Origin of the sequence: Pseudomonas donghuensis, from assembly GCF_000259195.1 — a bacterium.
Classification (GTDB): Bacteria; Pseudomonadota; Gammaproteobacteria; order Pseudomonadales; family Pseudomonadaceae; genus Aquipseudomonas; species Aquipseudomonas donghuensis.
In genome coordinates, this window is sequence record NZ_AJJP01000167.1 from 1 (window position 1) to 24,261 (window position 24,261).

Annotated in this window: 18 protein-coding genes; 8 read left to right on the forward strand and 10 right to left on the reverse strand. The window is 61.9% G+C overall.

The window, feature by feature from the left end:
* Window positions 1-39 precede the first annotated feature (39 nt).
* The 3 genes from tadA to UW3_RS0100395 all read right to left on the reverse strand — a co-directional run bounded on the left by tadA (window position 40) and on the right by UW3_RS0100395 (window position 4,652).
* The gene (tadA, locus tag UW3_RS0100385; protein ID WP_010220145.1) at window positions 40-522 is read right to left on the reverse strand and encodes a tRNA adenosine(34) deaminase TadA; all 483 of its coding nucleotides are present in this window, start codon (window positions 520-522) and stop codon (window positions 40-42) included.
* Window positions 522-1,898, reverse strand: coding sequence for a multicopper oxidase family protein (locus UW3_RS0100390; protein ID WP_010220146.1), 1,377 nt, complete (start codon window positions 1,896-1,898; stop codon window positions 522-524). The genes tadA and UW3_RS0100390 overlap by 1 nt, the downstream gene beginning before the upstream one ends.
* Before the next feature lie 132 nt (window positions 1,899-2,030).
* The gene (locus tag UW3_RS0100395) at window positions 2,031-4,652 is read right to left on the reverse strand and encodes a membrane-targeted effector domain-containing toxin (RefSeq protein ID WP_010220147.1); all 2,622 of its coding nucleotides are present in this window, start codon (window positions 4,650-4,652) and stop codon (window positions 2,031-2,033) included.
* A 210-nt stretch (window positions 4,653-4,862) separates the two neighbouring features.
* On the opposite strand from UW3_RS0100395, the gene UW3_RS0100400 reads away from it, so the two are divergent.
* Window positions 4,863-7,793 (forward strand): membrane-targeted effector domain-containing toxin, encoded by a 2,931-nt coding sequence (locus UW3_RS0100400; RefSeq protein ID WP_010220148.1) that lies wholly within the window; start codon window positions 4,863-4,865, stop codon window positions 7,791-7,793.
* A 65-nt stretch (window positions 7,794-7,858) separates the two neighbouring features.
* Here the strand turns inward: UW3_RS0100400 and guaA are convergent, their stop codons facing one another.
* The 4 genes from guaA to UW3_RS0100420 all read right to left on the reverse strand — a co-directional run bounded on the left by guaA (window position 7,859) and on the right by UW3_RS0100420 (window position 12,476).
* Window positions 7,859-9,436, reverse strand: a complete 1,578-nt coding sequence (gene guaA / locus UW3_RS0100405; RefSeq protein ID WP_010220149.1) for a glutamine-hydrolyzing GMP synthase — start codon at window positions 9,434-9,436, stop codon at window positions 7,859-7,861.
* A gap of 126 nt (window positions 9,437-9,562) precedes the next feature.
* Window positions 9,563-11,032: an IMP dehydrogenase gene (gene guaB / locus UW3_RS0100410; RefSeq protein ID WP_010220150.1), complete on the reverse strand. Its 1,470-nt coding sequence runs from the start codon at window positions 11,030-11,032 to the stop codon at window positions 9,563-9,565.
* Window positions 11,033-11,117: 85 nt separating this feature from the next.
* Window positions 11,118-11,675, reverse strand: a complete 558-nt coding sequence (locus tag UW3_RS0100415; protein WP_026001132.1) for a hypothetical protein — start codon at window positions 11,673-11,675, stop codon at window positions 11,118-11,120.
* 18 nt (window positions 11,676-11,693) lie between these two features.
* Window positions 11,694-12,476 carry a sulfite exporter TauE/SafE family protein gene (locus tag UW3_RS0100420; protein ID WP_010220152.1) on the reverse strand — a complete coding sequence of 261 codons (783 nt, stop codon included), beginning with the start codon at window positions 12,474-12,476 and terminating at the stop codon, window positions 11,694-11,696.
* A 102-nt stretch (window positions 12,477-12,578) separates the two neighbouring features.
* On the opposite strand from UW3_RS0100420, the gene UW3_RS0100425 reads away from it, so the two are divergent.
* The 7 genes from UW3_RS0100425 (at window position 12,579) to UW3_RS0100455 (ending at window position 21,833) form a co-directional block, all read left to right on the forward strand.
* Window positions 12,579-13,460 (forward strand): LysR family transcriptional regulator, encoded by an 882-nt coding sequence (locus tag UW3_RS0100425; RefSeq protein ID WP_010220153.1) that lies wholly within the window; start codon window positions 12,579-12,581, stop codon window positions 13,458-13,460.
* A gap of 85 nt (window positions 13,461-13,545) precedes the next feature.
* Window positions 13,546-14,925 carry an exodeoxyribonuclease VII large subunit gene (gene xseA, locus UW3_RS0100430; protein WP_010220154.1) on the forward strand — a complete coding sequence of 460 codons (1,380 nt, stop codon included), beginning with the start codon at window positions 13,546-13,548 and terminating at the stop codon, window positions 14,923-14,925.
* 3 nt (window positions 14,926-14,928) lie between these two features.
* Window positions 14,929-15,753 (forward strand): M23 family metallopeptidase, encoded by an 825-nt coding sequence (locus UW3_RS0100435; protein ID WP_010220155.1) that lies wholly within the window; start codon window positions 14,929-14,931, stop codon window positions 15,751-15,753.
* Between the two features lie 311 nt (window positions 15,754-16,064).
* Window positions 16,065-17,738 carry a 2-isopropylmalate synthase gene (gene leuA / locus UW3_RS0100440; RefSeq protein WP_010220156.1) on the forward strand — a complete coding sequence of 558 codons (1,674 nt, stop codon included), beginning with the start codon at window positions 16,065-16,067 and terminating at the stop codon, window positions 17,736-17,738.
* A 165-nt stretch (window positions 17,739-17,903) separates the two neighbouring features.
* Complete coding sequence (locus UW3_RS0100445; protein ID WP_010220157.1) at window positions 17,904-19,043, forward strand: hypothetical protein; 1,140 nt, start codon at window positions 17,904-17,906, stop codon at window positions 19,041-19,043.
* Window positions 19,043-20,482, forward strand: coding sequence for a DUF6384 family protein (locus UW3_RS29175; RefSeq protein ID WP_051636697.1), 1,440 nt, complete (start codon window positions 19,043-19,045; stop codon window positions 20,480-20,482). The genes UW3_RS0100445 and UW3_RS29175 overlap by 1 nt, the downstream gene beginning before the upstream one ends.
* A gap of 4 nt (window positions 20,483-20,486) precedes the next feature.
* Window positions 20,487-21,833, forward strand: coding sequence for a coiled-coil domain-containing protein (locus UW3_RS0100455; RefSeq protein WP_010220159.1), 1,347 nt, complete (start codon window positions 20,487-20,489; stop codon window positions 21,831-21,833).
* 66 nt (window positions 21,834-21,899) lie between these two features.
* Here UW3_RS0100455 and UW3_RS0100460 read toward each other — a convergent pair whose 3' ends face one another.
* The 3 genes from UW3_RS0100460 to UW3_RS0100470 all read right to left on the reverse strand — a co-directional run bounded on the left by UW3_RS0100460 (window position 21,900) and on the right by UW3_RS0100470 (window position 24,247).
* Window positions 21,900-22,607, reverse strand: coding sequence for a monalysin family beta-barrel pore-forming toxin (locus tag UW3_RS0100460; protein WP_010220160.1), 708 nt, complete (start codon window positions 22,605-22,607; stop codon window positions 21,900-21,902).
* Window positions 22,608-22,663: 56 nt separating this feature from the next.
* Window positions 22,664-23,398 (reverse strand): monalysin family beta-barrel pore-forming toxin, encoded by a 735-nt coding sequence (locus UW3_RS0100465; protein ID WP_010220161.1) that lies wholly within the window; start codon window positions 23,396-23,398, stop codon window positions 22,664-22,666.
* 174 nt (window positions 23,399-23,572) lie between these two features.
* Window positions 23,573-24,247, reverse strand: a complete 675-nt coding sequence (locus UW3_RS0100470; RefSeq protein ID WP_010220162.1) for a bifunctional 4-hydroxy-2-oxoglutarate aldolase/2-dehydro-3-deoxy-phosphogluconate aldolase — start codon at window positions 24,245-24,247, stop codon at window positions 23,573-23,575.
* Window positions 24,248-24,261 lie beyond the last annotated feature (14 nt).

Consider the following 24,261-nt stretch of genomic DNA (forward strand, 5'->3'; position numbering starts at 1 on the left):
CGGTGCGGCGACCCGACTTGCCCCGCGATCAAGGCCACCTCAGGCCTTCGCCCGCCGCGCCTTGAAGAACTCGGACAGAATCGTCCCGCACTCCTGCGCCAGCACGCCCCCCTCGAACATCACCCGGTGATTGAGAAACCCCTGGGTAAAGAACTGCCCCTGGCTTTGCACCACGCCCGCCTTGGGCTCCAGCGCGCCATACACCACCCGGCTGATCCGCGAATGGACAATCAGCCCGGCGCACATGCTGCACGGCTCCAGGGTCACATAGAGCGTACTACCCGGCAGGCGGTAGTTGCTCGCTGCCTGGGCGGCGGCACGAATGGCGACCATCTCGGCGTGGGCGCTGGGATCGCTGCCGCTGATCGGGCAGTTGAAGCCACGGCCAATCACCTGACCGTGCTGAACCACTACCGCGCCCACCGGCACTTCGCCCATGGCCGCGCCTTGCGCTGCCAACTCCAGCGCCAGGCGCATGAATTGCTGATCGCGGCTGCGATCGATGATCTGCGGCTGGCGCATCACGCCACCTCGATCGCGGCCATCAGGCCGGTTTCCATATGGTCGATCACGTGGCAGTGGAACATCCAGGTACCCGGGTTATCGGCCACCAGCGCCACCCGTGCGCGCTCGTTCTTGCCCAGCAGGTAGGTGTCGGTGTAGTACGGTTCGATCTTGCGCTTGTTCGAGCCGATCACCTTGAAACTCATGCCGTGCAGGTGAATCGGGTGTTGGTACTGGGTCATGTTCTTCAGCTCGAAGATGTAGCTCTTGCCCTTTTGCAGCGTGGCGATCGGCCGATCGGCACAGGTCTTGTCGGTGATGTCCCAGGCCTTGCCGTTGATCTGCCACAAGCTTGGCGGCTTGCCGTTCTCGGTGTTCACCGACACCGAGCCGACCCACTCGAAATTGAAGTTGAGCTTCTCGGCATTGGCCAGGTCCGGCTCGGCAATCGGATTGGCCGGCAGCGCCGGCGGCCAGTCGCCCGGCCCTTCGCTGCTGGCCACCGAGCGCAGGGTCCCCAGGCGCACCGGACCATCGCGCAACGACAGCTCTTCACCGGCCGGCGGCATCTTGATCGCCAGGCAGATACGCATGCCCGGGCCCAGCCAGTAGTCCTTGCCCAGCGGGCGCGGGGTGATGGGATTGCCGTCCAGCGCGTAGACCTTCGCCTCGAAGTTGCCCTTGAGGTTGATGCGATAGGTCAGGGTGTTGTCGAGGTTCAGCAAGCGCACCCGCACGATTTGTCCGGCAGGCATGTCGACCACGGCGTTGGCCTGGCCATTGATGGTGATCAGCCGGCCCGCAGTGCCGCCACGGGCGGCCTCGCGCGGGATGCTGAAGGGCAGGTACGCGCCCTGCTCGTCCACGTGCCAGTTCTTCAGGCTCAGGGTGCGTTCATGCTTGAAGCCGGTAGGCTCGCGCTCCTCGACAATCAGCGGGCCGACCAGGCCGCGGCCGAGTTCCTCGGAGCTGTTCACATGCGGGTGGTACCAGTAGCTGCCGGCATCCGGCACGCGGAACTTGTAGTCGAAGTACTCGCCCGGCAACACCGGCAGTTGCGAGACGTATGGCACACCGTCCATCTCCAGCGGCAGGCGGATGCCATGCCAGTGGATGGTGGTGGCCACCGGCAGGTGATTGATGAAACGTACCCGCAACCATTCGCCCTGGCGCACCCGCAGTTCGGTACCCGGCGCCGACGGACCGAAGGCCCAGGCCTCGGTCTTGAACCCGCAGACCAGCTCGACATCCAGCGGTGCGGCGATCAGCTCGTAGTCATGCCCGGCATTCGGATCGGTGCGCCCCAGCCAGTAACGGGATGCACCACCCGCGCCCAGGCCAATCGCCACCAGGCCGCTCAGGCCACCGAGAATTTGTCGCCGGGTAAAGGACATGCAGCAGGTACCTCGTAATGCCAGGAACAACATGCCGGCACCCGGCGAAAAAAGCGCCAAGGTACCGGCGATGAAGGGCGAATACGATACACCTGCAATTGAGAAATATTAAGTGAAGAGTTGCCGCAGGGCCTACTCACCTGGCCTTATCACGCCTGGCGGGGCAGTAATGGCGTCACGAAACGCAACGGGCTGATCCTGCGTCTGCAATGCCAGGCGCAAGTCACCCTGTACGATACCGTCGGGGTTGCCCATGCTCGGCAAGTAGTATTCACCCGCATCCAGGGTAATGCCGGTCGCCTGCCCCGGCCCGGCATCGACCAGGCGCAAGCCTGGCACCCCTTGCAGTTCCGCCAGCCCTGGTACGCGCTTGTACAGGTTGCTGTGGGTGTTGCCGACCAGCGCCACCCATTTGCCTGCGCCAGGCTCCGCTTGCCTGGCGGTAATAACCCGGTTGGCATAGTAGTTCATGACTTTCTGGCGCAGCGGATTGAACGGTTGCTCAACCTCAAGGCCCTCCAACTGATAGCTCGCCACACAATCCACAGCCTGTACCCTGATACGGTTGGCCCGGGCTTTTCTTACCAGTTCAAGGAAGGTGTAGCGGCCAGTGGGATCGGTACGATGCCCGACATCCAGCCGCTCCAGATAGCGCCGCAATTGCGCACTCATGCGCCCGCTGCGATGGAACAGGTCCAGGTCTGCCTGGTGCAGATCGGTCATCAGGTGCTCGAGATAAAGCGTGCGTACGCCTTTGGCATACATCGGCGTGAGGTTTTCCAGCAGCCAACGCTTGCTGGCGATCGAGGCGTGCGATTCGCCGATGACCACGCCGGCGTGCTCGTCGAACAATTCGATGAATGCCCGCTGCGGGCTGATCGAGGCCGCTGGCGGGTGAATCCTGAACCTGGGCAGGGTTATCCGGGTGAAGAAAGTCTCGGCATCGGTGCGCAATTGCTGCCGAATCTGCTCCAGGCTATCGCGCACTTCCATCAGCGGCGACTCCGGGTCGTAGTAATCACCGCCGATTGCCCGCCGGTTCCTCGCACTGAGCAGTTCCCGCACCGCAGGCCGGGCCGGTTCGGGGACTTCATAGCGGCCTGGAACGGCCTCGAAGGGCGAATAATCCACCATCGCGACCGCCGGCTCGGGCGTCAGCCCTCCCAGGCACTGGCCGCCCCCGCGCAAACAGGCGGACTCGAGCACGACCCACTGCCCCTGCTCGTCCAGGCGCACGGGTATTACGCCATTGAAGGCAAACGGATTGTCTTCAGGAACAATCAACCAGGTACGCAAGGCCTGGTCATAGCGAACCCGGTAGGGCCCCCCCTCGAGCTCGATGTACTGGGCACCATCAGCCAGGCTACTGACACCTTGCAAGGGGCCGCTCGTGGCCGCTGGCACATCGATGATCACATTGCCTTCAAGCGGGCCCAGCCCTTGCGCCGCCCCCCGCCCCAGTGGCAGCAGAAACGGCAGGTTGAGCAGCAGATCGACACCGGCAAGGATGGCCCCAAGCAAGCCCGCCCGACGCTCTTCGGGGTTGTCGCCATCGACCGCCTGCTCGATGTTCAACGCAAGGCTGGCAGTACCTACAGCCACCGCCAGCAGTGCCAACGGCCAACCGGCAGGCGCCACGGCACCGAGCAGGCGCGAAGCCACGCCCAGGTAGCCCACCCACAACTGCGCACGCAGTTCGGCATTGGTGCGCAGGGCCGCATCGGTTTCAAGTTCCATGTGCTGCCGGGCGTTGTCGCGCATCCAGGTGAAGACCTCGCCGTTGATCGGCGCACGCTGCACCTGAGCGGCAAATGCCTCTACCGAGCCTTGCGCCCAGGAGGCGAGTTGATCACGCAACCCCTGCACCTGCTGCGGAGCGCTGGAGAAATAAGCCAACAATTGCTCGCGGCTGGCGGCCACCTGCAGCCAGCCAAACAGCCATTCGAACAGTTCCCGCTGGCTACTGAAAGCCTGGAACGACGGCACCGCACCGGGCATGTAGAGCACATGCTGTGGCTGTGCCCCCGGCCCCTGCAACCACACCAGCGCCGACGACACCTGCCCGGCCAGGCTCAAGGTCGCAAGCTGAATGCCGGCAGCAGGTTGCTGCACTTGTTCAAAATGCTGCAGATGCACAGCAACGCTGCTGTCGAAGCCGACAGCGTCGAACACCAGTTGCAACTGCTGCTCGTTCAGATGCCCACCGAGGCCTGCCTGCAACGCTTGCGCCAGGTAATTGAGCTTGCTGAGCGCGCGCACGTCAGCACCGTGCTCGACCCAGAACGCCGTACGCTGGCGCTGGAACCCGGCGCCAAAGTCCATCTCCCACAAGGCGTTAAGGACTTTTTGCGGATCCAGACGCACTTCATTGCTTTCATCGAAACGCCGCGCCTCTGGCCCCTCGGTGTAGAAACCGCCGTACAACTGCAGAAGGTCGGCGTTGTCCTGGTCACTGACGCGAAAGCGGCGCATGACTAACTCGGTCAAGGTCCAAGACTGATAAGGCGTTCCATAGTGCTCCCAACCGGTGTAGCTGCGGTCGTTGCTGGCGGCGTGGGAAAAACGATTCCAGTAGATCTTGTCCGGATCCCCGTGCTGGTTGGTTTGTGTGACCAGCAGTTGCATCGCCGCCAAGCGAGCGCTGGCATGCAGGTCCGGGAAGGCATTGACCACCGTTTCGGCAAGCTGGCGCAGCGATGCACGCGCCGCCTCAAGGTGCAGGTTGGACTGATCAACAGACTGCAAATGTTCCATGACATGAGTTCCTTTGCATAAGAAGCCCTCAGCCTGGGTTATACGTCGATGTCATCAGTCCTAAATAAGTATCCCTGACAGCCATCAGCTAGACAGCGAAACGGCTCAGTGCAACGCCAGAAAAATCTATTTCGTTGTATCAACAAATACCTATGACAGCAGGTACGACGCAGACCTCCTCAATGGGCATTCGTCTACAAGGAGATGCACATGCCCTATCAATTAAATGTCCATTCCAATTCGCTGGCCTCCAGCCAAGCTCAGAAGCAAGCGCTCAACACGATCGCCACCACGCTGGTGACTAAATGCCCGGACATGTGGGAAATGGCCCGCGAGGTTGCCCGAAATCTGTTGCTCAAATTCACCGGAAAGACGCCGGAACCAGACACAATCTACTGGCACCGCTTCGCTGGCGCGGTGAGCAGCATCCGAAGTTTCACCGGCTGGGAACATTACGGCCCACCGCTTGAGTCGATGACCTTGCCGCAGTTGGTCATGCGCCGTTTCAACAGCCACGACCAGGACAACAGCGATCTGCTGCAACAGAACGGTGGCTTTTATCGGGCCGGGCCACACAGCCCGGTTTTCAACGAAACCAATGAAATACGTATGCTGGGCCAGGATGTGCTCAATGAATTCTGGCAGATCGACTTCAGTACGCTGTTCAACCACAAGCTCGATGCCTTCTGGCAAGCCCATGCCGATGATTTTCGCCTGATGGCCAAGGTCAACTTTCTCGCCAAAGCGTATGAGGATTATCAAAGCGGCACTCTGTACCCGCAGCACTGCCAGGCGATCTTCAAGGCAGTGGCAGGCGACTTGCGCGCCCCGATAACCCGAAAGCAACTGGCGGTTGAAGTGCAGGCGGCGCAAGGCTGGAGCGTTCGAACATTCGACATTGGCGGCTACCTGGCCAGCGATATCGTGCGTATTGTCTCCCCTGAAGGCCATCAGTTTGTCTATATGCCCGGGGAAACAACCAGCCTGCACAGCTTCGAAACCAACAACGACCTGCACATCTGGGTACTGCAACAGGCCTGTACCGACCTGGTCAGCCTCGCCCGCTTCGAATCGCATTTTCCATTGTCGGCCCACCCGCCACGGGGCTCGGGTGTCGGCCTGAACAGCCTTATCGAACTGTTAGTAACCAGTTACGGTCATGGTGACCATTCGTTGATCAACCAGCTCGACCGGCCAATCGCCGGAGATCTGTTCAGCTACCTGCGAGACCAGGCCCGCGAACGCATGTATGCCGACGCTGATACGGCACTGCGCTCGAACACCGAACTGCGCAAACAGATGTGGATCGGGTATCTCAATGCCTTTACCAACACCTTTGGTGTCATCGGTGCGATGTGCTGGCCAGTGGCATTGGCGGTGGTAGGCGCGGACCTGGCCAGCCTGGGCCTGAACATCGATCAGGCGGTGAACGGCGACACCACGGCGCAACGCAAGGCCGGTGTCACTGGCGCCATCGTCAGCGCGGTCAGTGCCGCCTTCGACGCCACCCTGGTATTCGGTGCCAGCCCCGCCGGCGAAGTCGCGGAAATCATCGACCCACTCGAAGCCGAACGCAGCGCCAGCGCTGCAGGCACACCTCGACCGCCCTTCGCCAGTGAAACCCGTCCACTGCCGCAGGTGCTGGACCTGCCCCTGGAGCGGCCGATCGCCAACGTCATTGTCGATGGGCAACACCCACAACTGGAGGGCAAGCTGCGCGGCACGTACCTGCTCAATAGGCAGACCTACATCACCCTCAACGGTGATCCTTATGCAGTGCGCTACGTTGGTGAAATGAAAACCTGGGTGATCGTCGATGAACAGAACCCGTACGCGTTCTACCGCAGTCAACCCGTGAGGCTCAACGCCAATGGCCAGTGGGAACTGCCACCCAGGCCCGGCCTGCGAGGGGGAGGCAAGTTCTGGAGCAAACATCCCTGGGGCTCGAGCCCCGTAGCGCCAACACCCGTCGTACTGCCCCCGTCGCCCTACGAAGTACCCGTCGAATTACGCGCAAAACTGCAAAACGCCGCCAACAAGCCGGGCGACCGGTTCCTCAGCGGCTACACAGACATGGATGATCGCGAGCTCAACGCAGCGGCCGCCTCTTTCACTCGGATACGCCAGCAGTTGGCTGAGGAAAGCCGTACGTACCTTCGTAGGGTGCAGGTGCCGCCGCGTGTAGAGATCCCGTCGCTACCGACAAACAGCACGCCCAAGTCAATTATCAAGGAGGCTTTTCAGCGCGCCGAAGGGCTGGTGATTGGTGAGCGTCACAGCTCGATTGCGAGCAAGAAGTTCCTGATCGAGAACATGGAGGTGCTTGCCAAGCAAAGAGTTCGCACGCTGTACATGGAGCATTTACTGACCGACTTCCATCAGGCCGACCTGGATACTTTCATGCGCACAGGGACGATGCCCCAAGGCCTGAACAAATACCTGGAGAGCCTTGATAGCGGGTTCGGAACCGACCCGTCAGGCCAGTTCACCTTTCTCAACCTGGTCAAGACCGCGCAGCGCAACCACCTGCGTATCCAGGCAATTGACTGCATGGCCAGCTACCGTCAGACGGGCCTGGTGGATCCGAAAGACACCCTGCGCATCGAAATGATGAATCGCTATGCCACTTCAATCATCAGTGCTGTAGAACAGCAAAGCCCGGGACGCTGGATTGCACTGGTAGGCGAAACCCACGCCAATACCTTCGAGCAGGTGCCAGGGCTCAGTGAGTTGAACCAGGCCATTGGCCTGCGGGTAGCCGATGCCGAGGCAGGAACCACTGTCGGCCTGTTTGTCGATGAAGGCAGGTTTGGCGAGCTGTCCAAAAACGGGCCACCACGCTTCATCAAGAACGACCTGGTCCTGCGAATGGTGACTCCGGGCTCGTGGGCTGCCGATGTAGTGGCTACCCACGAAGCTCGCCTGTCGCGGACCGGTATGTTCCTGATCGAACGCCAGGGCGACCAAACCCTGCTGTTCCATCGCAGCATCGACCGTTCGATCGTACGCACCGTTATTCGCGTTACCGAGGACCATGTCTCAATCGACCGACCCTCCTGGCCGCGCGTCCACAGGCGGCGCTTCAACGACCTGCGCGAACTGGCCGCGGCGCTCAAGCTCATGGGGATGACCGAGGCCTGAAAAAACAAACGCCCCGACATGTCGGGGCGTTTGCTTCACGCGCTACAGCGCTTCACGCAGCGGGATCATTCCCACTCGATGGTCGCTGGCGGCTTGCTCGACACGTCGTAGGTGACGCGGGAGATGCCTTCGATCTCGTTGATGATCCGGCCGCTGACGGTTTCCAGCAGCTCGTAAGGCAGGTGCGCCCAACGGGCGGTCATGAAGTCGATGGTCTCGACCGCACGCAGGGCCACGACCCAGGCGTAACGACGGCCGTCACCGACCACGCCCACCGATTTCACCGGCTGAAACACCACGAAGGCCTGGCTGACCTTGTGGTACCAGTCGGCCTTGCGCAGTTCTTCGATGAAGATGTGGTCGGCGCGACGCAGCAGGTCGGCGTATTCCTTCTTCACTTCGCCAAGGATGCGCACGCCCAGGCCCGGGCCCGGGAACGGGTGACGGTAGACCATGTCGTACGGCAGGCCCAGCTCCAGGCCAAGGCGGCGAACCTCGTCCTTGAACAGCTCGCGCAGCGGCTCGACCAGCTTGAGGTTCATCTCTTCCGGCAGGCCACCGACGTTGTGGTGCGACTTGATCACGTGGGCCTTGCCGCTCTTGGCGCCAGCCGACTCGATCACGTCCGGGTAGATGGTGCCCTGGGCCAGGTACTTGATGTTGTGCAGCTTGTTCGACTCGGCATCGAACACGTCGATGAAGGTGCGACCGATGATCTTGCGCTTCTTCTCAGGGTCAGCCTCGCCGGCCAGGTTGGTCAGGAACTGCTCTTCGGCGTTGGCGCGGATTACCTTGACGCCCATGTTCTCGGCGAACATGGCCATCACTTGCTCGCCTTCATGCAGGCGCAGCAGGCCGTTGTCGACGAACACGCAGGTCAGCTGGTCGCCGATGGCCTTGTGCAGCAGGGCTGCGACCACCGAGGAGTCGACGCCGCCGGACAGGCCGAGCAGGACGTTGTCGCTGCCAACCTGGGCGCGGATCTGGGCGATGGCGTCTTCAGCGATGTGCGACGGCGTCCACAGTGCTTCGCAGCCGCAGATGTCGAGGATGAAGCGCGAGAGGATGCGACCGCCCTGCTTGGTGTGGGTCACTTCCGGGTGGAACTGCACGCCGTAGTAGCCACGGGTGTCGTCGGCCATGCCGGCGATCGGGCAGCTCGGGGTGCTGGCCAGGATGTGGAACTCTTCCGGGATGCGGGTGACCTTGTCACCGTGGCTCATCCACACGTCCAGGCCGAGGACGCCGTCGGCATCGACGTGGTCTTCGATGCCATCGAGCAGGCGGCTCTTGCCGACTACATCGACGCGGGCATAGCCGAACTCACGCAGCTCGGAGCCTTCAACCTTGCCGCCCAGCTGTTCGGCCATGGTCTGCATGCCGTAGCAGATACCGAACACCGGTACGCCCAGGTCCCAGACGGCCTGTGGCGCGCGCGGGCTGTCGGCTTCGTGCACGGACTCGGGGCCACCGGCGAGGATGATGCCGCGCGGGGCGAATTCGCGAATCGCTTCATCGTCCATGTCGAACGGGTGCAGTTCGCAATACACGCCGATTTCGCGCACGCGGCGGGCGATCAGCTGGGTGTACTGGGAACCGAAGTCGAGGATCAGGATGCGGTGAGCGTGAATGTCGAGGGCCATGACTCAATCTCTGATGCAGTTGCAAGCTTCAAGCTGCAAGCTGCAAGTTGTTCGGGAATTACGCGGTAGCCGCTGCAGAGCAACTACCGCTTGGAGCTAGAAGCTTGTCACTTGCCGCTGGAGGCGTTAGCCGACCCGATAGTTTGGCGCTTCTTTGGTGATCTGTACGTCATGCACGTGGGACTCGGCCATGCCGGCACCGGTGATGCGCACGAACTCAGGCTTGGTGCGCATCTCTTCGATGTTGGCACTGCCGGTGTAACCCATCGAGGAGCGCAGGCCGCCCATCAGCTGGTGGATGATCGCGGTCAGGGTGCCCTTGTACGGCACGCGGCCTTCGATACCTTCCGGTACCAGCTTCTCGGCGCCGGCCGAGGAGTCCTGGAAGTAACGGTCGGAGGAACCCTGGGCCTGGGACATGGCGCCCAGCGAACCCATGCCGCGATAAGCCTTGTAGGAGCGACCCTGGAACAGTTCGATCTCGCCCGGAGCCTCTTCGGTACCGGCGAACATCGAGCCCATCATCACGGCCGAAGCACCGGCAACGATGGCCTTGGACAGGTCACCGGAGAAGCGGATGCCACCGTCGGCGATCAACGGGATGCCAGTGCCTTCAAGGGCCGCAGCGACGTTGGCGATGGCGCTGATCTGCGGCACACCGACACCGGCGACGATACGGGTGGTGCAGATCGAGCCCGGGCCGATACCGACCTTGACCGCGTCAGCGCCGGCTTCGGCCAGGGCCTTGGCGGCAGCGCCGGTGGCGATGTTGCCGCCGATGACCTGAACCTGCGGGAAGTTCTCTTTGACCCAGCGAACGCGATCGATCACGCCCTTGGAGTGACCGTGCGCAGTGTCGACCACCACCACGTCAACGCCAGCGGCAACCAGCGCCGCAACGCGGTCACCGGTGTCTTTGCCGGTACCGACCGCAGCACCGACGCGCAGGCGACCCTGGTCGTCCTTGCTGGCCAGCGGGTAGGCCTTGGCTTTTTCGATGTCGTTGACGGTCATCATGCCCTTGAGGGCGAAGTTGTCGTCGACGATCAGCACGCGCTCGATGCGGTGCTTGTGCAGCAGCTCGCGGGCTTCGTTCTTGTCGGCGCCTTCCTTGACCGTGACCAGGCGCTCTTTAGGCGTCATCACTTCACGGACGGTGGCATCCAGACGGTTTTCGAAGCGCACGTCACGGGAGGTGACGATACCGACCAGGTCGCCATCGTGCAGCACCGGTACGCCGGAGATGTTGTTCAGCCGGGTCAGGTCGAACAGGTCACGTACCGTGGCGTCGGCCTCGATGGTGATCGGGTCCTTGACCACGCCAGCCTCGAACTTCTTGACCTTGCGCACTTCGGCAGCTTGCTGCTCGATGGTCATGTTCTTGTGAATGATGCCGATGCCGCCTTCCTGGGCCATGGCAATGGCCAGACGGGCTTCGGTCACGGTATCCATGGCGGCGGAAACCAACGGAATATTCAGCTCGATGCCACGGGTCAAACGGGTCTTGAGACTGACTTCATTGGGTAGCACCTCTGAATAACCAGGCACTAGGAGAATGTCGTCGAAGGTCAGGGCTTCTTGGCTGATACGCAGCATCGCGGGGGCTCCCGGGCGGGAAAAATGGAAGCGCGCCATTATACTCATCCAGTGCCCTTCGCTCAATGCAAAGATGGGCCTTCGGTCAGTTGCCTGCGCGAGTTACCTGCACCACGGCTACCGGGTGGTCCAGCCAATCGGCGAAGTTATCCAGAAAAGCCTGCTTGAACCCCGCTGCGCTCCAGTTATTGAAGATGAAACCGAGATTGGAAAATGCGCACGGTTGCAGGAACAGAAAGCCGTTGATGTCGTCTTCATGACCACACAATGGGCAGATGAAGTTTTCCGTTCGCCCGGGCATCCAGTCCTCCAGGCTTTCGAACAGCGCCACGCCGACTTCCTTGCGGCACTCGGCGCAGCCGGCTTCTTCGAGAAACCCTTCGGTCGGGGTATAGATGCAGCGCTTGGTAATGACCTCAAGGCCATTGACCGGCTGACCATACGGCAGCAACTCGGGATGCTCGACCACTTTGCGCGCACCTTCGGCGATGGCGTAGGCCATGCGGTTGCCGGTGCTGCCGCAGGTGCTCAGTTGCTCCTCGACGACCTTCTCGCGCACCAGCCAGCGCAGGATTGCCCGGGCGCGGGCCTCATGCACGGGGACGGTGGAAATCTTCGGGACAATAATGCTCTGGGTTGTCATGACAGCGGCCAAACAGGTTCAAAGGTACCAGTTTACCGCACTCAGGTAGCGGCCGATCAGGGCAATGCCGCTGGCCAGCACCAGCCAGGTGACCAGGCGTACGAAGGTGTCGCGCGACATGTTCAGGGTCAGGCGCCGGCCCAGGTACACCCCGAACGCCATCATCGGCAACAAGCACAGCGCCAGCAGCAACAGCGGCCGGTCGGCATACACACCGGCAATCAGGAACAGGCTCAGGCGCACCACCGTGCTGCAACTGATCAACGCGCTCTGGGTTGCCTGCGCCTGTTCCTTGGAAGGCAGGCGGGCATTGAGGTAAAGGGCGTATAGAAAGCCACCGCTGCCGAACAAGGCACCGAACAGGCCGCCTGCCGTCCCCATCGGCACCGACCAGGCGGCAGACAACTGCGCCGGCTTGACCTTCACCGCCAGGCTGTACAGGGCATAGGCGCTGATGAACAAACCCATCAGCAACAGCAACAGGTCGGACTTGAGGTTGAGCAAAAACACCACGCCCAGGGTGCAGCCCAACGCCATGCACGGCAGCAGGCGCATCAGTTCCGGGCGCGCCACCGCTTTGCGCGCCGGCAGCCAGTTACCGAAGGCGGCGACAAAGTCCAGCAACACCAGCAAAGGGATGATCCGCGACAGCGGCATGAAGTTGATCAGCACGGGGCCGGCCACCAACGCGGTGCCGAAACCGGCGATGCCGAAGACGACATAGGCTGCGGCCACGCCGAGCAGGATCGGCAGCCAGTCGAGGGAGGTAAAGGGCAATTGGGCAAACAGGGTCGGGATCATGGCGGCTTTCATCAGAGGAGGTCGGGAAACTTTAGCCAGAGGCAAGCCATGCCGACTAATATGCAATTACCTGATCAGCCATCTTGAAACGGCATAGCACCAATGATTTCTACCCGTCAGTTGCGTTACTTCGTCGAAATCGCCGAAAGCGGTAGCTTCAGCGCTGCGGCCGAACGCCTGTTCATCGCCCAGTCGGCCCTGAGCCGGCAGGTCAAGGAGCTGGAATCGCAGCTCGACACCCTGCTGTTCGAGCGCACCCCCCGCCAGCCGCGCCTCACCGCAGCGGGCCAGGCCTTTTTGCCCAGGGCGCGGACCTTGCTGGTGGACCTGGAAAAAGCCGAACGCCTGGCCCGTGAGGTTGGCCAGGGCGTGCGTGGCAGCCTGCGCCTCAACCATTCCAGCACCGTACCATTGACCGGGCAGTTGCTGGCACGGCTCAGCGGCTATCTGCACGACAACCCGGGCGTGTCCATGGAAATCGCCCAACAGTCGTCCGAGGCGCAGTTGGTGGAATTGGCTGAAGGTCGCCTGGAAGTCGGCCTGCTGCGCTTGCCGGTCCTGCGTCAACATGAAGGCCTGTGCGTGCAACCGCTGTTCGAAGAGCCGTTGCTGCTGGCGGTCGCCGAGGATCATCCATTGGCGCGGGAAACCAGCGTGCGCCTGGCGCAGTTGCGTGAGCAGGCGTTTATTTCCATCCCCCATCGCCAGCGTGGCGGCCTGAGTTACCTGTCAGCCGAACTGTGCATGCGTGAAGGGTTCTTTCCCAGGGCGGCGCGGGTGGTATCGCGCAAGACCACCCAGTTGCAGTTGATCCAGGCAGGCTTTGGGGTGGCCTTGCTGCCGCAATGCATGGCGCAGATTGCCCCGCCTTCGCTGCGCTTCATTGCGCTGGCTGATGAGGGTTGCCGCAGCACGGTGGCGATGGCCTATCGGCGCGATGCAGGGGCTTTGGTTGAGCAGTTTGTGAGTCATATTCAAGGCTAAGGGCCCCAATCGCTGGCAAGCCAGCGATGCAGACACCACTGCCCCCACTGACACCCCCAAGCCACAATCCTTTATGATGCAGCCCATGATCAAAGACCCCTTCGAAAGACTCGGCCTGGACCGCGAAGTCCTGACCGTCAGCCAACTCAACGGCCGCGCCCGGGTGCTGCTGGAAGACGTGTTCCGCAATGTCTGGGTCGAAGGCGAGATTTCCAACCTCGCCCGCCCGGCCTCCGGTCATGTCTACTTCACCCTCAAGGACAGCGGCGCCCAGGTGCGCTGCGCACTGTTCCGCCAGAACGCCGCTCGGGTCCGCCAGGCCCTGCGCGACGGCCTGGCGGTCAAGGTGCGCGGCAAGGTCTCGCTGTTCGAAGGCCGTGGCGACTACCAACTGATCCTCGACACCGTCGAGCCGGCCGGCGACGGTGCCCTGCGCCTGGCCTTCGAAGCGCTGAAGGAAAAGCTCGGTGGCGAAGGCCTGTTCAGTGCTGAAAACAAGCTCGCCCTGCCCGCTCACCCGCAGCGCATCGGCATCGTCAGCTCGCCCACCGGCGCGGTGATCCGCGACATCATCAGCGTGTTCCGACGCCGTGCGCCGCAAGTTGAGCTGACCCTGATCCCCACCGCCGTGCAGGGCCGCGAAGCCATCAGCCAGATCGTCCGCGCCCTGCAATTGGCCGACAGCCGCGGCTTCGACGCACTGATCCTGGCCCGCGGCGGCGGCTCGCTGGAAGACCTCTGGTGCTTCAACGAAGAGGCCGTGGCCCGCGCCATCGCCGCCTGCAAGACCCCCATCGTCAGCGCTGTCGGGCATGAAACCGATGTCTCGATCAGTGACTTCGTCGCCGACGTCCGCGCCCCGACGCCGTCTGCCGCCGCCGAGCTGCTGGCGCCGGACAGCAGCGACCTGCAACGGCGCATCGACAGCCTCAAGCGCCGCCTGCTGCTACGCATCCAGAGCCGCCTGCTGCACGAGCGCCTGCGCCTGGACAGCCTGACCCGGCGCCTGCGTCATCCGGGCGAACGCCTGCGCCAGCAGGCCCAGCGCCTGGACGATCTGGACATGCGCCTGCGCCGCGCCTTCGCGCAGCGCCTGAACCAGCGTCGCGAGCACCTCGCGCGCCTGGACACACGCCTGGCCGCGCAACACCCCGGGCGCACCCTGGCCCTGCTCAAGCAGCGTCTGGACAGCCTCGCCGAACGCCTGCCGCGGGCCATGCGCGAGACGCTCAAGGATCGTCGCCAACGCCTGCAAGCGCAGGCCCAGACCCTGCACGTGGTCAGTCCCCTGGCGACCCTGGGCCGTGGCTACAGCATCCTGCTCGATGAGCGTGGCCAGGCCATCCGCACTGCCACCCAGACCCACAATGGCCAGCGCCTGACCGCCCGCCTGGGCGAAGGCGAACTGCAGGTGCGGGTCGAAGACAACCACCTGACTCCGGTCACGCTCTCTTTACTGGACTGAATCATGCGCCGTCTGTTTGCCCCACTGTTACTGCTATGCCTGATGTTCGCCAGCAATGCCCAGGCCAGCTACATCACCCGCCAACTGAACAAGCCGGTACCCGGCGGCGTCGCCGTGATCGATCTGGGCCCGGCCGCCACGGCACCCAGCGCCCGCTTCGATGGCAAGCCGGTGCTGGTGGTCAGGGAACAGGACACCTGGCTGGCCATCGTCGGCCTGCCGCTGACGCAAAAGCCCGGCACTGCACAGCTCACCCTGGGCAGCCGCACCCTTAGCTTCACCGTGGGCAGCAAGAAGTACCCGGAGCAGCGCATCACCCTGAAGAACAAACGCCAGGTCAATCCCGACCCGGCCGACCTCAAGCGCATCGATGCCGAGCTTGCCGAGCAGATCAAGGCCTATCGCAGCTTCAGCCCCACCCTGCCGAGCAACCTGATCCTCGACAAACCAGTCAATGGCCCGCTGTCGAGCAAGTTCGGCGTGCGCCGCTTCTTCAATGGTGAGGAGCGCAACCCGCACGCCGGCCTGGACTTCGCCGTACCCGCCGGCACGCCGATCAAGACTCCGGCCAACGGCAAGGTGATCCTGATCGGCAACTACTTCTTCAACGGCAACACGGTGTTCGTCGACCATGGCCAGGGCTTCATCAGCATGTTCTGCCACATGTCCAGGATCGACGTGAAGCCCGGCCAGCAGCTCAGCCGCGGCGCCGTGGTTGGCCGCGTCGGCGCGACCGGCCGCGCCACCGGTCCGCACATGCACTGGAACGTCAGCCTCAACGATGCGCGGGTCGATCCGGCGATCTTCATCGGTGCCTTCCAGCCCTGACGCCTGGTTTGCGCCATTCAAAAAGACCGCGCAACTGGCGCGGTCTTTTCATAAATTACCCGCCATAAAATCTCGACAATCTGCATTTTTTAAGCATTTCTCTCAATCTTTTTGCAAGGCTTGCCATCTTTAACCCCACTGGTTAGGGTTGAAGCCATGAAAACCTTTCAGACCCTCATCCTGCTTCGTCAACACCGCAGCCTCTGCCTGGTCAGTGCACGACTACCAAGCTGAATCGCGTCGCCTCGCCTTTTCATCTCGTTTTCGTTCGGCGGGCCCCTTTCAAGGCCGCACATTCAAGGATTGCCTTCATGACCATGCTCAAAGACCCTTCGAAAAAATACAGCGCCTTCGCGACCGTCAACTTGCCGGACCGCACCTGGCCTTCGAAGACCATCACCCAGGCGCCGATCTGGTGCAGCTCGGACCTGCGTGATGGCAACCAGTCGTTGATCGAACCGATGGATGCGGTGAAGAAGCTGCGCTTCTGGAAGACCTTGGTCAGCGTTGGCGTCAAGGAAATCGAAGCCTCGTTCCCGTCCGCGTCGCAAACCGATTTCGACTTCGTGCGTACCCTGATTGAAGATGGCCACATTCCGGACGACACCACCATCCAGGTGCTGACCCAGGCCCGTGAAGACCTGATCGCGCGCACCTTCGAATCCCTGCGCGGGGCGAAAAAGGCCATCGTTCACCTGTACAACGCCACCAGCCCGTCGTTCCGCCGCATTGTCTTCAACCAGGACAAGCAAGGCGTGAAAGACATCGCGGTGAACGCGGCAAAATTGTTCGTCAAATACGCCGCCCAGCAGCCGGAAACCCAGTGGACCTTCCAGTACTCGCCGGAGACGTTCAGCGCCACCGAGCTTGAGTTCGCCAAGGAAGTCTGCGACGCAGTGATCGAGGTGTGGAACCCGACCCCTGAGCACAAGATCATCCTCAACCTGCCGGCTACCGTCGAAGTCTCGACGCCGAATATCTATGCCGACCAGATCGAATGGTTCGGCCGCAACGTCAACCGCCGCGACAGCGTGATCATCAGCCTGCACACCCACAACGACCGTGGCACTGGCGTAGCCGCCACCGAGCTGGGCCTGATGGCTGGCGCCGACCGTGTCGAAGGCTGCCTGTTCGGCAACGGCGAGCGCACCGGCAACGTCGACCTGGTGACCCTGGCGTTGAACCTCTACACCCAGGGCATCGACCCTGAGCTGGATTTCTCCGACATCGACGGCGTGCGCAAGGTGGTCGAGGAGTGCAACCAGATCCCCGTGCACCCACGTCATCCGTACGTCGGTGACCTGGTGCACACCGCGTTCTCCGGCTCGCACCAGGACGCCATCCGCAAAGGCTTCACCCAGCAGAAAGAAGACGCCAAGTGGGAAGTGCCGTACCTGCCGATCGACCCGGCTGACATCGGCCGCAGCTACGAAGCTGTGATTCGCGTCAACAGCCAGTCGGGCAAGGGCGGCATCACCTACCTGCTCGAACAGGAATACGGCATCAGCCTGCCACGGCGCATGCAGATCGAGTTCAGCCAGGTGGTGCAGGGCGAAACCGACCGCCTGGGCCTGGAAATGACCGCCCAGCAGATCCACTCGCTGTTGCACCGCGAGTACCTGCAGGCCAACTCGCCATACGCCCTGGTCAGCCATCGCCTGCAGGAAGAGAACGGCCACAGCGCGGTGGAGGTGGAAGTCGCCGCAGAGGGCGAAACCACCCTGCACTGGCGCGGCAAGGGCAACGGCGCCCTCGAAGCCCTGGTGGCCGGCTTGCCGATCGCCGTGGAAATCATGGACTACAACGAGCACGCCATTGGTGCCGGCACCAACGCCAAGGCGGCGGCCTACATCGAACTGCGCGTCGCTGGTGGCCGCCCAGTGCACGGCGTGGGTATCGATGAAAACATCACCACGGCCAGCTTCAAGGCACTGTTCAGTGCCCTGAACCGCTCGCTGAGCCAACAAGCAGCCAAGGCCGCCTGAGCCACAGCCTGAGCTGTACGCTGCAACTGAAGTGCCCGCCTCCTTCCCGAGGCGGGCACTTTCGTTTGCGCCTGTGAAAATCGTCGGTCAGCTTACCGACAAGCCCCGGTATACTCCCCTCCTCGCTTTACCTTGCGCTGCGCGCACATCATGAAAGGACACTCGATGAGCAACTACCTCGAGCGGGCACTGAGCGGCCTGCGCACCATCGGCATCAACCTCGTTCGCCCCGTTCAGGACGCGCCTGTCCTGGTGTTGCTGGACCGCGTTGCACAATACGACACCACCAAGGTCACCTCCATCGCCACGGTTCTGCAGCAGTCCACCGCCTTCAACGGCATGGTTCGCGAGCAGATCGAGGGCATGGACATCTCCACCCGCTTCATGGACATCACCCAGAGCTTCACCTCGATCCGTGAAGACGCTGCCGCCATGGCCGGCTGGATGGACGACGGGCGCCTGGACAGCATGGAAAAACTCAAGCTGGCCTGGATGAACATGCGCCGCGGCTCGATCCCCAGCCGCTTCAACGACATTCGCGACAACTACCTGCAGGTGTGCAAGTCGGCCAACGACCAGATCAGCCGCGAGACGGTGATCCTCGAATCCTATATGGACTTTCGCATGGCCATGAAAGCCGCCGAGGTCGAAGCCCAGCAGGTGCTGGCCATTGCCGGCCAGGCCCTGGAACAGCGCACCGCCGAACTGAATGAGGCCAACCAGCAGGTCGCCGCCGCCGAATCGGCCGAGCCGGCCCAACGCGCGGCCCTGGAACTGCGCCGCGACGAAGCCGTGCGCGCCCTGCAGGATGAAGACAAGCGCTACCAGATCGTCAAGGACATCGCCGATGACCTCAAGGTCGGCTACAACACTGCCGAGATGGTCTTCGCCCGGATCAACCAGGTGCACGTGATCAAGGAGCGCCAGTACCAGCGCATGGTCTCGTTCTTCTCGACCAACGAAGTGGTACTCACCGGCCTGGCCGTGTCGTTCACCGCCAACAGCGGCCTGGCCGAGGCCACCCATACCCTCAACGCCACCACTGACGGTATCAGCAAGGGCCTCGAAGCCCTGGGCAGCACCGGCAACCAGCAGCTTGAAGCCGCGGTCAAGGCCAGCTACGGCTCGACCATCAAGGTCGATTCGGTGCGCGCCCTGGCCGATGCCACGCTGTCGTTCCAGACCGACATGAACAGCCTCACCGAAACCTACCGGGCAGAATCGAGCAACGCTTCGCGCGACATCGCCGCCGCGGTCGAGGATGCCAAACGTAAATTCGCCGCGCTGCTCAGCAAGGCGGCCTGATGAGTAGCATTCCACTCTCCGAACAGCTCGGAGCGATGGCGTTCGTCGACGAATTGCGCCACCAGCAGATGCAGCTCCAGGAACACCTGAACCTGCCCAAGCGCCGCGCCGAAGTCGCGGCGCGTATTCGTGACTACTACCAGAGCCACAACATCGCCTTCGACGAGGCGCTGATCGACCAGGGCGTGCGCGAGTTCTTCGCCCGTCGGCTGATGTTCGAAGCCCCGCCGCTGAGTGGGTGGCAAAGGCTGCTGAGCAAGGCATCAATGGCGCGCAGCCAGCTCTACAAGCTGTTTCTGGCGCTCATTGCCGCGGCGCTGATCACCCAGTGCACACGCATCGCCCATGACACCGGCGTGACGGTGGAAGTCCAGAACAGTGCCCGTGAGCTGCTTCGTCGTGATCAAGACCTGCGCAGCAACATCCAGCAGCAGCACGAGAAGCTTGAGCAATTGCAGCAAAAGGCTGTGGCACAGCCCGATGCCGCTGTCAGCCGCCTGCTCGAGTACGTCCGGCAAACCTTGCCGCCACTGGATCAGAGCTTTGCCAGCGATGTGCCGGATTTCATCCACAAGACCAACCGCGACAGCGTCAAGGCGCTGGTCGAGCAGCGTGAGGCGCAGCTCGAGCAGGCCCGCGACAACCTGTACGAGAGCCGGTACGCCTTAGCCACGGTCGAGGGCATCTACAAACAGCGCGATGAGCTGGCCAGCCTGTTGGCCACACCGACCTACCTGGAAGGCATCAAGCGGTTTGCCAAGCTCAAGGAGCTTGCCAGCTTGGCCGACCAGCAACTGCTGCAGGTCAAGGACGATAAAACGCTGAAAACAGCCACCCGGCAGGTCAACGAACTGGCTGAGCAGATCCTTTATACCAGCAGCTTGCTGGAGCAGTTCACCCTGCGCGAGCAACTGCTGCAGCGCTTCAAGGCGATGCCCCTGGCCGCTGGCGATCGTGCGCAACTGCAAGCGCTGTTCGCGCAAGCCAGCAACAGCCTGGACACCCAGGACACCTTCCAGGCCCAAGGTCAGCTTAAGCATCTTGAGCAGATGCTCGACTTCGCGGCCGTTGCGCTGACGATCCAGGTCGTGGACCGCACCGGGATCAAGTCCGGGGTCGAGCGTTGCTACGACGCCGCCGGTTGCAACCGCGGCGAGGCCACCGACAAAGGCAAGAGCTGGTTCCTGGTGGTCGAGGCCACCGACCCGGCTGGCATCAGCGCCAATGTCCCGGTCACCAGCTCTGAAACCGGCAAACAACGCTGGACCCGCTTGTTCGGCGTGCGCGTCAGCCAGGCCGAATACCTCAAGGTCAAGCAGGACAAGCTCGACGACGGCCATGTCGATGAGCGCATGATGGGCAGCAAGGCTGCCAATTCGCTGACCCTGCGCTTCAACCAGCGCACCACAAGCAACCCTGACATGATCCTGGACTGGTGAACACATGACGCCTAGTACCCTCACCAGCACCGTGGCACAGAACGCCCGCAGCAGCGAGGCCTTGCTGCGCAGTGCCGAACAGATGTTGTCGGCCCTGAGCGATCAGGAAGCACGCCTGGAGCAGGACATCCTCACGCGCCTGAGCAATATCGTCACGCTCAAGCTTGAACATCGCCCGGCCCTCGACCAGGACACCTTGCTGCAATTGCAGGCACGCCAGGAGGCCGAAGTGCAACTGCGCGCGGAGCTTGCCCAGGTCGAAAGCGATATTGCCGCCTCGCTGACCAGCCAGCACACCGTGCGCGAGCGTATTGAAAGCATCGAGCGCCAGGTGAAGGAGCAACTGGCGCTCGAACCTGCCTGGTGCGAGCTGGAGGAGCAACTGCTCGCCGCGCAAGAGGCCAATCGCGAAGCGATTACCGGCTACGCCGAGATCCGCCAGGAGTGCGTCGACAAGCTGCCCTCCTACAGTGCCAACCCGATCTATTACCACCTGCTCAAACGTGATTACGGCACCGACCAGTACCGCTACAACTTTCTGCACCGCTGGCTCGACAACAAGCTGGCCAAGCGCGTCAACTACCAGGGTAACCGCAGCAACGAGCTGATCCTGCGCGCCATGCAGACACGCAACGAAGAACAGCAAGGCGAGCGCCTGGCCCTGATTGCCACGCGGCAAGCCGCGGTTAACCAGCACCTGGCCCAGGCGCGAACGGCGGCGGGCATGGACCCTTTGACCTGCGAAGACACCACGCTGAACAAACATATCGCCGCTGCCAAGGCGCGGGCCAACGAGCAGCACCAGCAATTGGCCGCTTTTGCCGGCAAGCAGGACCCGCACTACCTGCGGATCCGCCAGAACATCACCGAGCGCCTGCAGGCGCAAACGATCGAACAACTGCTGGTCGAAGTGCAAAAAACCCCGGACAGCAACGATGACAAGATCGCCGCCCAGCTCAAGGAACTGTACCCGCGCCTGCAGGATGTACAGGCGCGCTTGCCGGACCTGCGCGACCAGCATGACCGCGCCCTGCGTGACTACGAACGAGCCAAGGAACTGGAGCGGGCACTGCGCACCGATTACTACCGGGACAGCGATTACAGCTATAACACCAGCTTGAGCTTCGACCGCTTGCTGGCCGACTACATGACGCGCGATCTCAGCCTGCACGCCCTGGAAACCCTGCTGCAAAGTGGCCGGCGCCTGGTGCCGCGCAGCTCGTCATCCAGCGGCTCTTCGTCGAGCAGTTGGTCGAGCTCCGGCTCCAGTAGTTCAAGTTCGAGCAGTAGCGGTTTTTCCAGCTCCAGCAGCAGCGGTGGTGGGGGCTTCAGCACCAGCGACAGCTTTTGAGTACCCAGCCAGCCACGCCCGGATTTCAGGCGTGGCTGGCGTACAGGCCATCAGCCTCTGAGATGGTCAAAAACCCCAGAAACCGATATCGCCCTGCTCGCTATAGTGCTGGTAGCCCTCAAACAGGACCGCTTTTTTGATCTGCTCCCAGCTGAAGGGATTGATGGATGCGTCGCTGGGCAACATGACAATTTTCTGCGTAGCAAACGACGTGAGAAAGACCAGGTCTGCTCGAACCACGCGATCATGTTCATCAACGACCAGGTCGACGAGATTGTTATCCGCCGCCTGTTTAAGCTTGCCGCCCGCCAGCATCTTGTGCGCATAGACCATGTTGACTTGATAAACATAGTTCGTCGCATGGGCCGGAACAGACAATGAACACTCGTCAGTGCTGGACTCGGAAAAGGCCTCGCCGTAGACGCTGGCCTCAGTGATCTCCGCACCTATTTTGATCGCCCCCAGCTTTACCCCAGCGCCGTAGGTTTTCGAGACGGCAGTCGCATAACTTTTGCTCATCCCCTGCTGGGTAGTGACTTTAAAGGTCTGTTCAACACTGAGCTTGTTGACCAGCGGCCTGAGGTACTCAAGGTAAGCAAAGATGGGTCGTGTCTGAACGTTCCAAGAAGAACCCAGGTAGCTGACACCACCTTCTACTGTCAGGCCCTCTACCCAGCATCCATAACTGGAAGCGCCTTCTGCAAACAAGTAGCGATCAATTTCATAGGCGCCTTCTTTAAAAGGCAAGTCGCGTATTGCTGGTTGCTGATTCATCGGTGAATTCCTTGTCAAAACGGGTAACGTCGGTAATGTCCAGGCACGCCTGCTGATCAGTAGCGTTTACGCGGATCGTGAAGCGCGTCCATATCAAAACTCCAGGCGCCGGCATTGACAGCCGCGGAGTACTTGTCGAGCAATATCAATTTGAACAGATCGTCTCTGGACAGAGGCTGTTCCACCTCTCGATCCAGTTCGCGGGCGCAAAGCCGATTGGTTGTCACCGAGGAAAGGAACAACAAGTCCTTTCGCCCCTCAGTCCGCGTGACGCAGGTATGATTGGAGCTGAACAGGCTGCCGATAGTGTCAGCAGCACCGAATGCGCGATGGGCATAGACCAGTGCCACCTGATAAACCAGGTAGGTCTCGCCACCCGGGACGAGTAACGATTGTTTTTGCGGCCGTGCGGGTGCCCAGGCCTGCTCGGAATTCATCCCGGTTTGAAGGTTTGAAAACGCATTGACTTGATCAATCGCCGGCGCCACGGAACAGTCTTTGGCCGTGCCCTTGAAGAACCAAAGGTGATGCCCCTGAGCAGCGGTGACTTCCATGGTCTGATTGCCAGTACCCTGTATCACCCGCGTATCAACATAAGCCAGATAGGCAAAAACCGGCCGGCTGATGGTCGGCCATTTGCGCTCCTTGAAGTTGACGTCGCCGTAGATTGACTGCCCGTCAAGCCAGCAGCCCCGGGTGAAGTTCTGATCACCGATCAAATAGCGTTCAATTTCGTATGACCCGCACTTGAGCGGGAACCCGACTGCCTCATGTACTTCTTCGTCTTGCATAACGCACCTCAGTTAAAAGTCGTTCAGCCTTTTAACCGTACGGCGCGGTCGATCATCTCGACAGCCGGACATGCTTCCCTTGAGCGTCAACACCCTCGACAAAATCACAGGCAAAAAAAAAGGTGCGCCGACCAAGCGCACCTCAAAGCCGTGTAGCACACAACGAATTCGGTTTCAGTCCAGCAGGGCCAGGGCCTCGGCGCTGCAAGCCTGGATGCGGGCCCAGTCGCGGTTGTTGATCCAGCTGCTGTCGAGCATCCAGGTACCGCCCACGCACATCACATTGGCCAGGGCCATGTACTGTTTCACATTGCCCGGATTGACCCCACCGGTGGGGCAGAAGCGCACGTCGCCGAACGGGCCGCCATAGGCCTTGATCGCCGCCACGCCGCCGCTGATCTCGGCCGGGAACAGCTTGAAGCGCCGGTAGCCGAGGGCGTAGCCCATCATGATTTCCGACGGCGTGCTGATGCCGGGCAGCAGCGGAATGTCGCTGTCGACGCCCGCTTCGAGCAAGTCCTGGGTGATGCCCGGGGTGACCACGAACTGCGCGCCGGCCGCTTGCACGGCGGCAAACATGTTGCGGTCCAGTACCGTGCCCGCCCCGATACACAGCTGCGGGCGCTGCTCACGCAGCACCTGGATGGCCTTGAGGCCGTGGGCGGAGCGCAAGGTCACTTCCAGGGTCTTGATGCCACCGGCGGCCAGAGCGTCGGCCAGGGGCAGAATGTCTTCTTCGCGGGCGATGGTGATCACCGGCAAAATGCGCGCCTGGGTGCAGATCTGATCGATCCGGGCAATCTTGTCGGCCATGGAAGCTCCCGGCTGTTTCAGTTCATGCGTGGTCATAACGGCAGATCCTT

Excerpts from the sequence above, each read along its gene's own strand:
- UW3_RS0100390 (WP_010220146.1), bottom strand. The coding sequence starts at position 1,898 with ATGTCCTTTACCCGGCGACAAATTCTCGGTGGCCTGAGCGGCCTGGTG.
- UW3_RS0100460 (WP_010220160.1), bottom strand. The coding sequence starts at position 22,607 with ATGAATCAGCAACCAGCAATACGCGACTTGCCTTTTAAAGAAGGCGCC.
- xseA (WP_010220154.1), top strand. The coding sequence starts at position 13,546 with ATGATCAAAGACCCCTTCGAAAGACTCGGCCTGGACCGCGAAGTCCTG.
- UW3_RS0100445 (WP_010220157.1), top strand. The coding sequence starts at position 17,904 with ATGAGCAACTACCTCGAGCGGGCACTGAGCGGCCTGCGCACCATCGGC.
- UW3_RS0100395 (WP_010220147.1), bottom strand. The coding sequence starts at position 4,652 with ATGGAACATTTGCAGTCTGTTGATCAGTCCAACCTGCACCTTGAGGCG.
- tadA (WP_010220145.1), bottom strand. The coding sequence starts at position 522 with ATGCGCCAGCCGCAGATCATCGATCGCAGCCGCGATCAGCAATTCATG.
- guaB (WP_010220150.1), bottom strand. The coding sequence starts at position 11,032 with ATGCTGCGTATCAGCCAAGAAGCCCTGACCTTCGACGACATTCTCCTA.
- UW3_RS0100425 (WP_010220153.1), top strand. The coding sequence starts at position 12,579 with ATGATTTCTACCCGTCAGTTGCGTTACTTCGTCGAAATCGCCGAAAGC.
- UW3_RS0100455 (WP_010220159.1), top strand. The coding sequence starts at position 20,487 with ATGACGCCTAGTACCCTCACCAGCACCGTGGCACAGAACGCCCGCAGC.
- leuA (WP_010220156.1), top strand. The coding sequence starts at position 16,065 with ATGACCATGCTCAAAGACCCTTCGAAAAAATACAGCGCCTTCGCGACC.
- UW3_RS29175 (WP_051636697.1), top strand. The coding sequence starts at position 19,043 with ATGAGTAGCATTCCACTCTCCGAACAGCTCGGAGCGATGGCGTTCGTC.
- UW3_RS0100400 (WP_010220148.1), top strand. The coding sequence starts at position 4,863 with ATGCCCTATCAATTAAATGTCCATTCCAATTCGCTGGCCTCCAGCCAA.
- UW3_RS0100420 (WP_010220152.1), bottom strand. The coding sequence starts at position 12,476 with ATGATCCCGACCCTGTTTGCCCAATTGCCCTTTACCTCCCTCGACTGG.
- guaA (WP_010220149.1), bottom strand. The coding sequence starts at position 9,436 with ATGGCCCTCGACATTCACGCTCACCGCATCCTGATCCTCGACTTCGGT.
- UW3_RS0100435 (WP_010220155.1), top strand. The coding sequence starts at position 14,929 with ATGCGCCGTCTGTTTGCCCCACTGTTACTGCTATGCCTGATGTTCGCC.
- UW3_RS0100470 (WP_010220162.1), bottom strand. The coding sequence starts at position 24,247 with ATGACCACGCATGAACTGAAACAGCCGGGAGCTTCCATGGCCGACAAG.
- UW3_RS0100465 (WP_010220161.1), bottom strand. The coding sequence starts at position 23,398 with ATGCAAGACGAAGAAGTACATGAGGCAGTCGGGTTCCCGCTCAAGTGC.
- UW3_RS0100415 (WP_026001132.1), bottom strand. The coding sequence starts at position 11,675 with ATGACAACCCAGAGCATTATTGTCCCGAAGATTTCCACCGTCCCCGTG.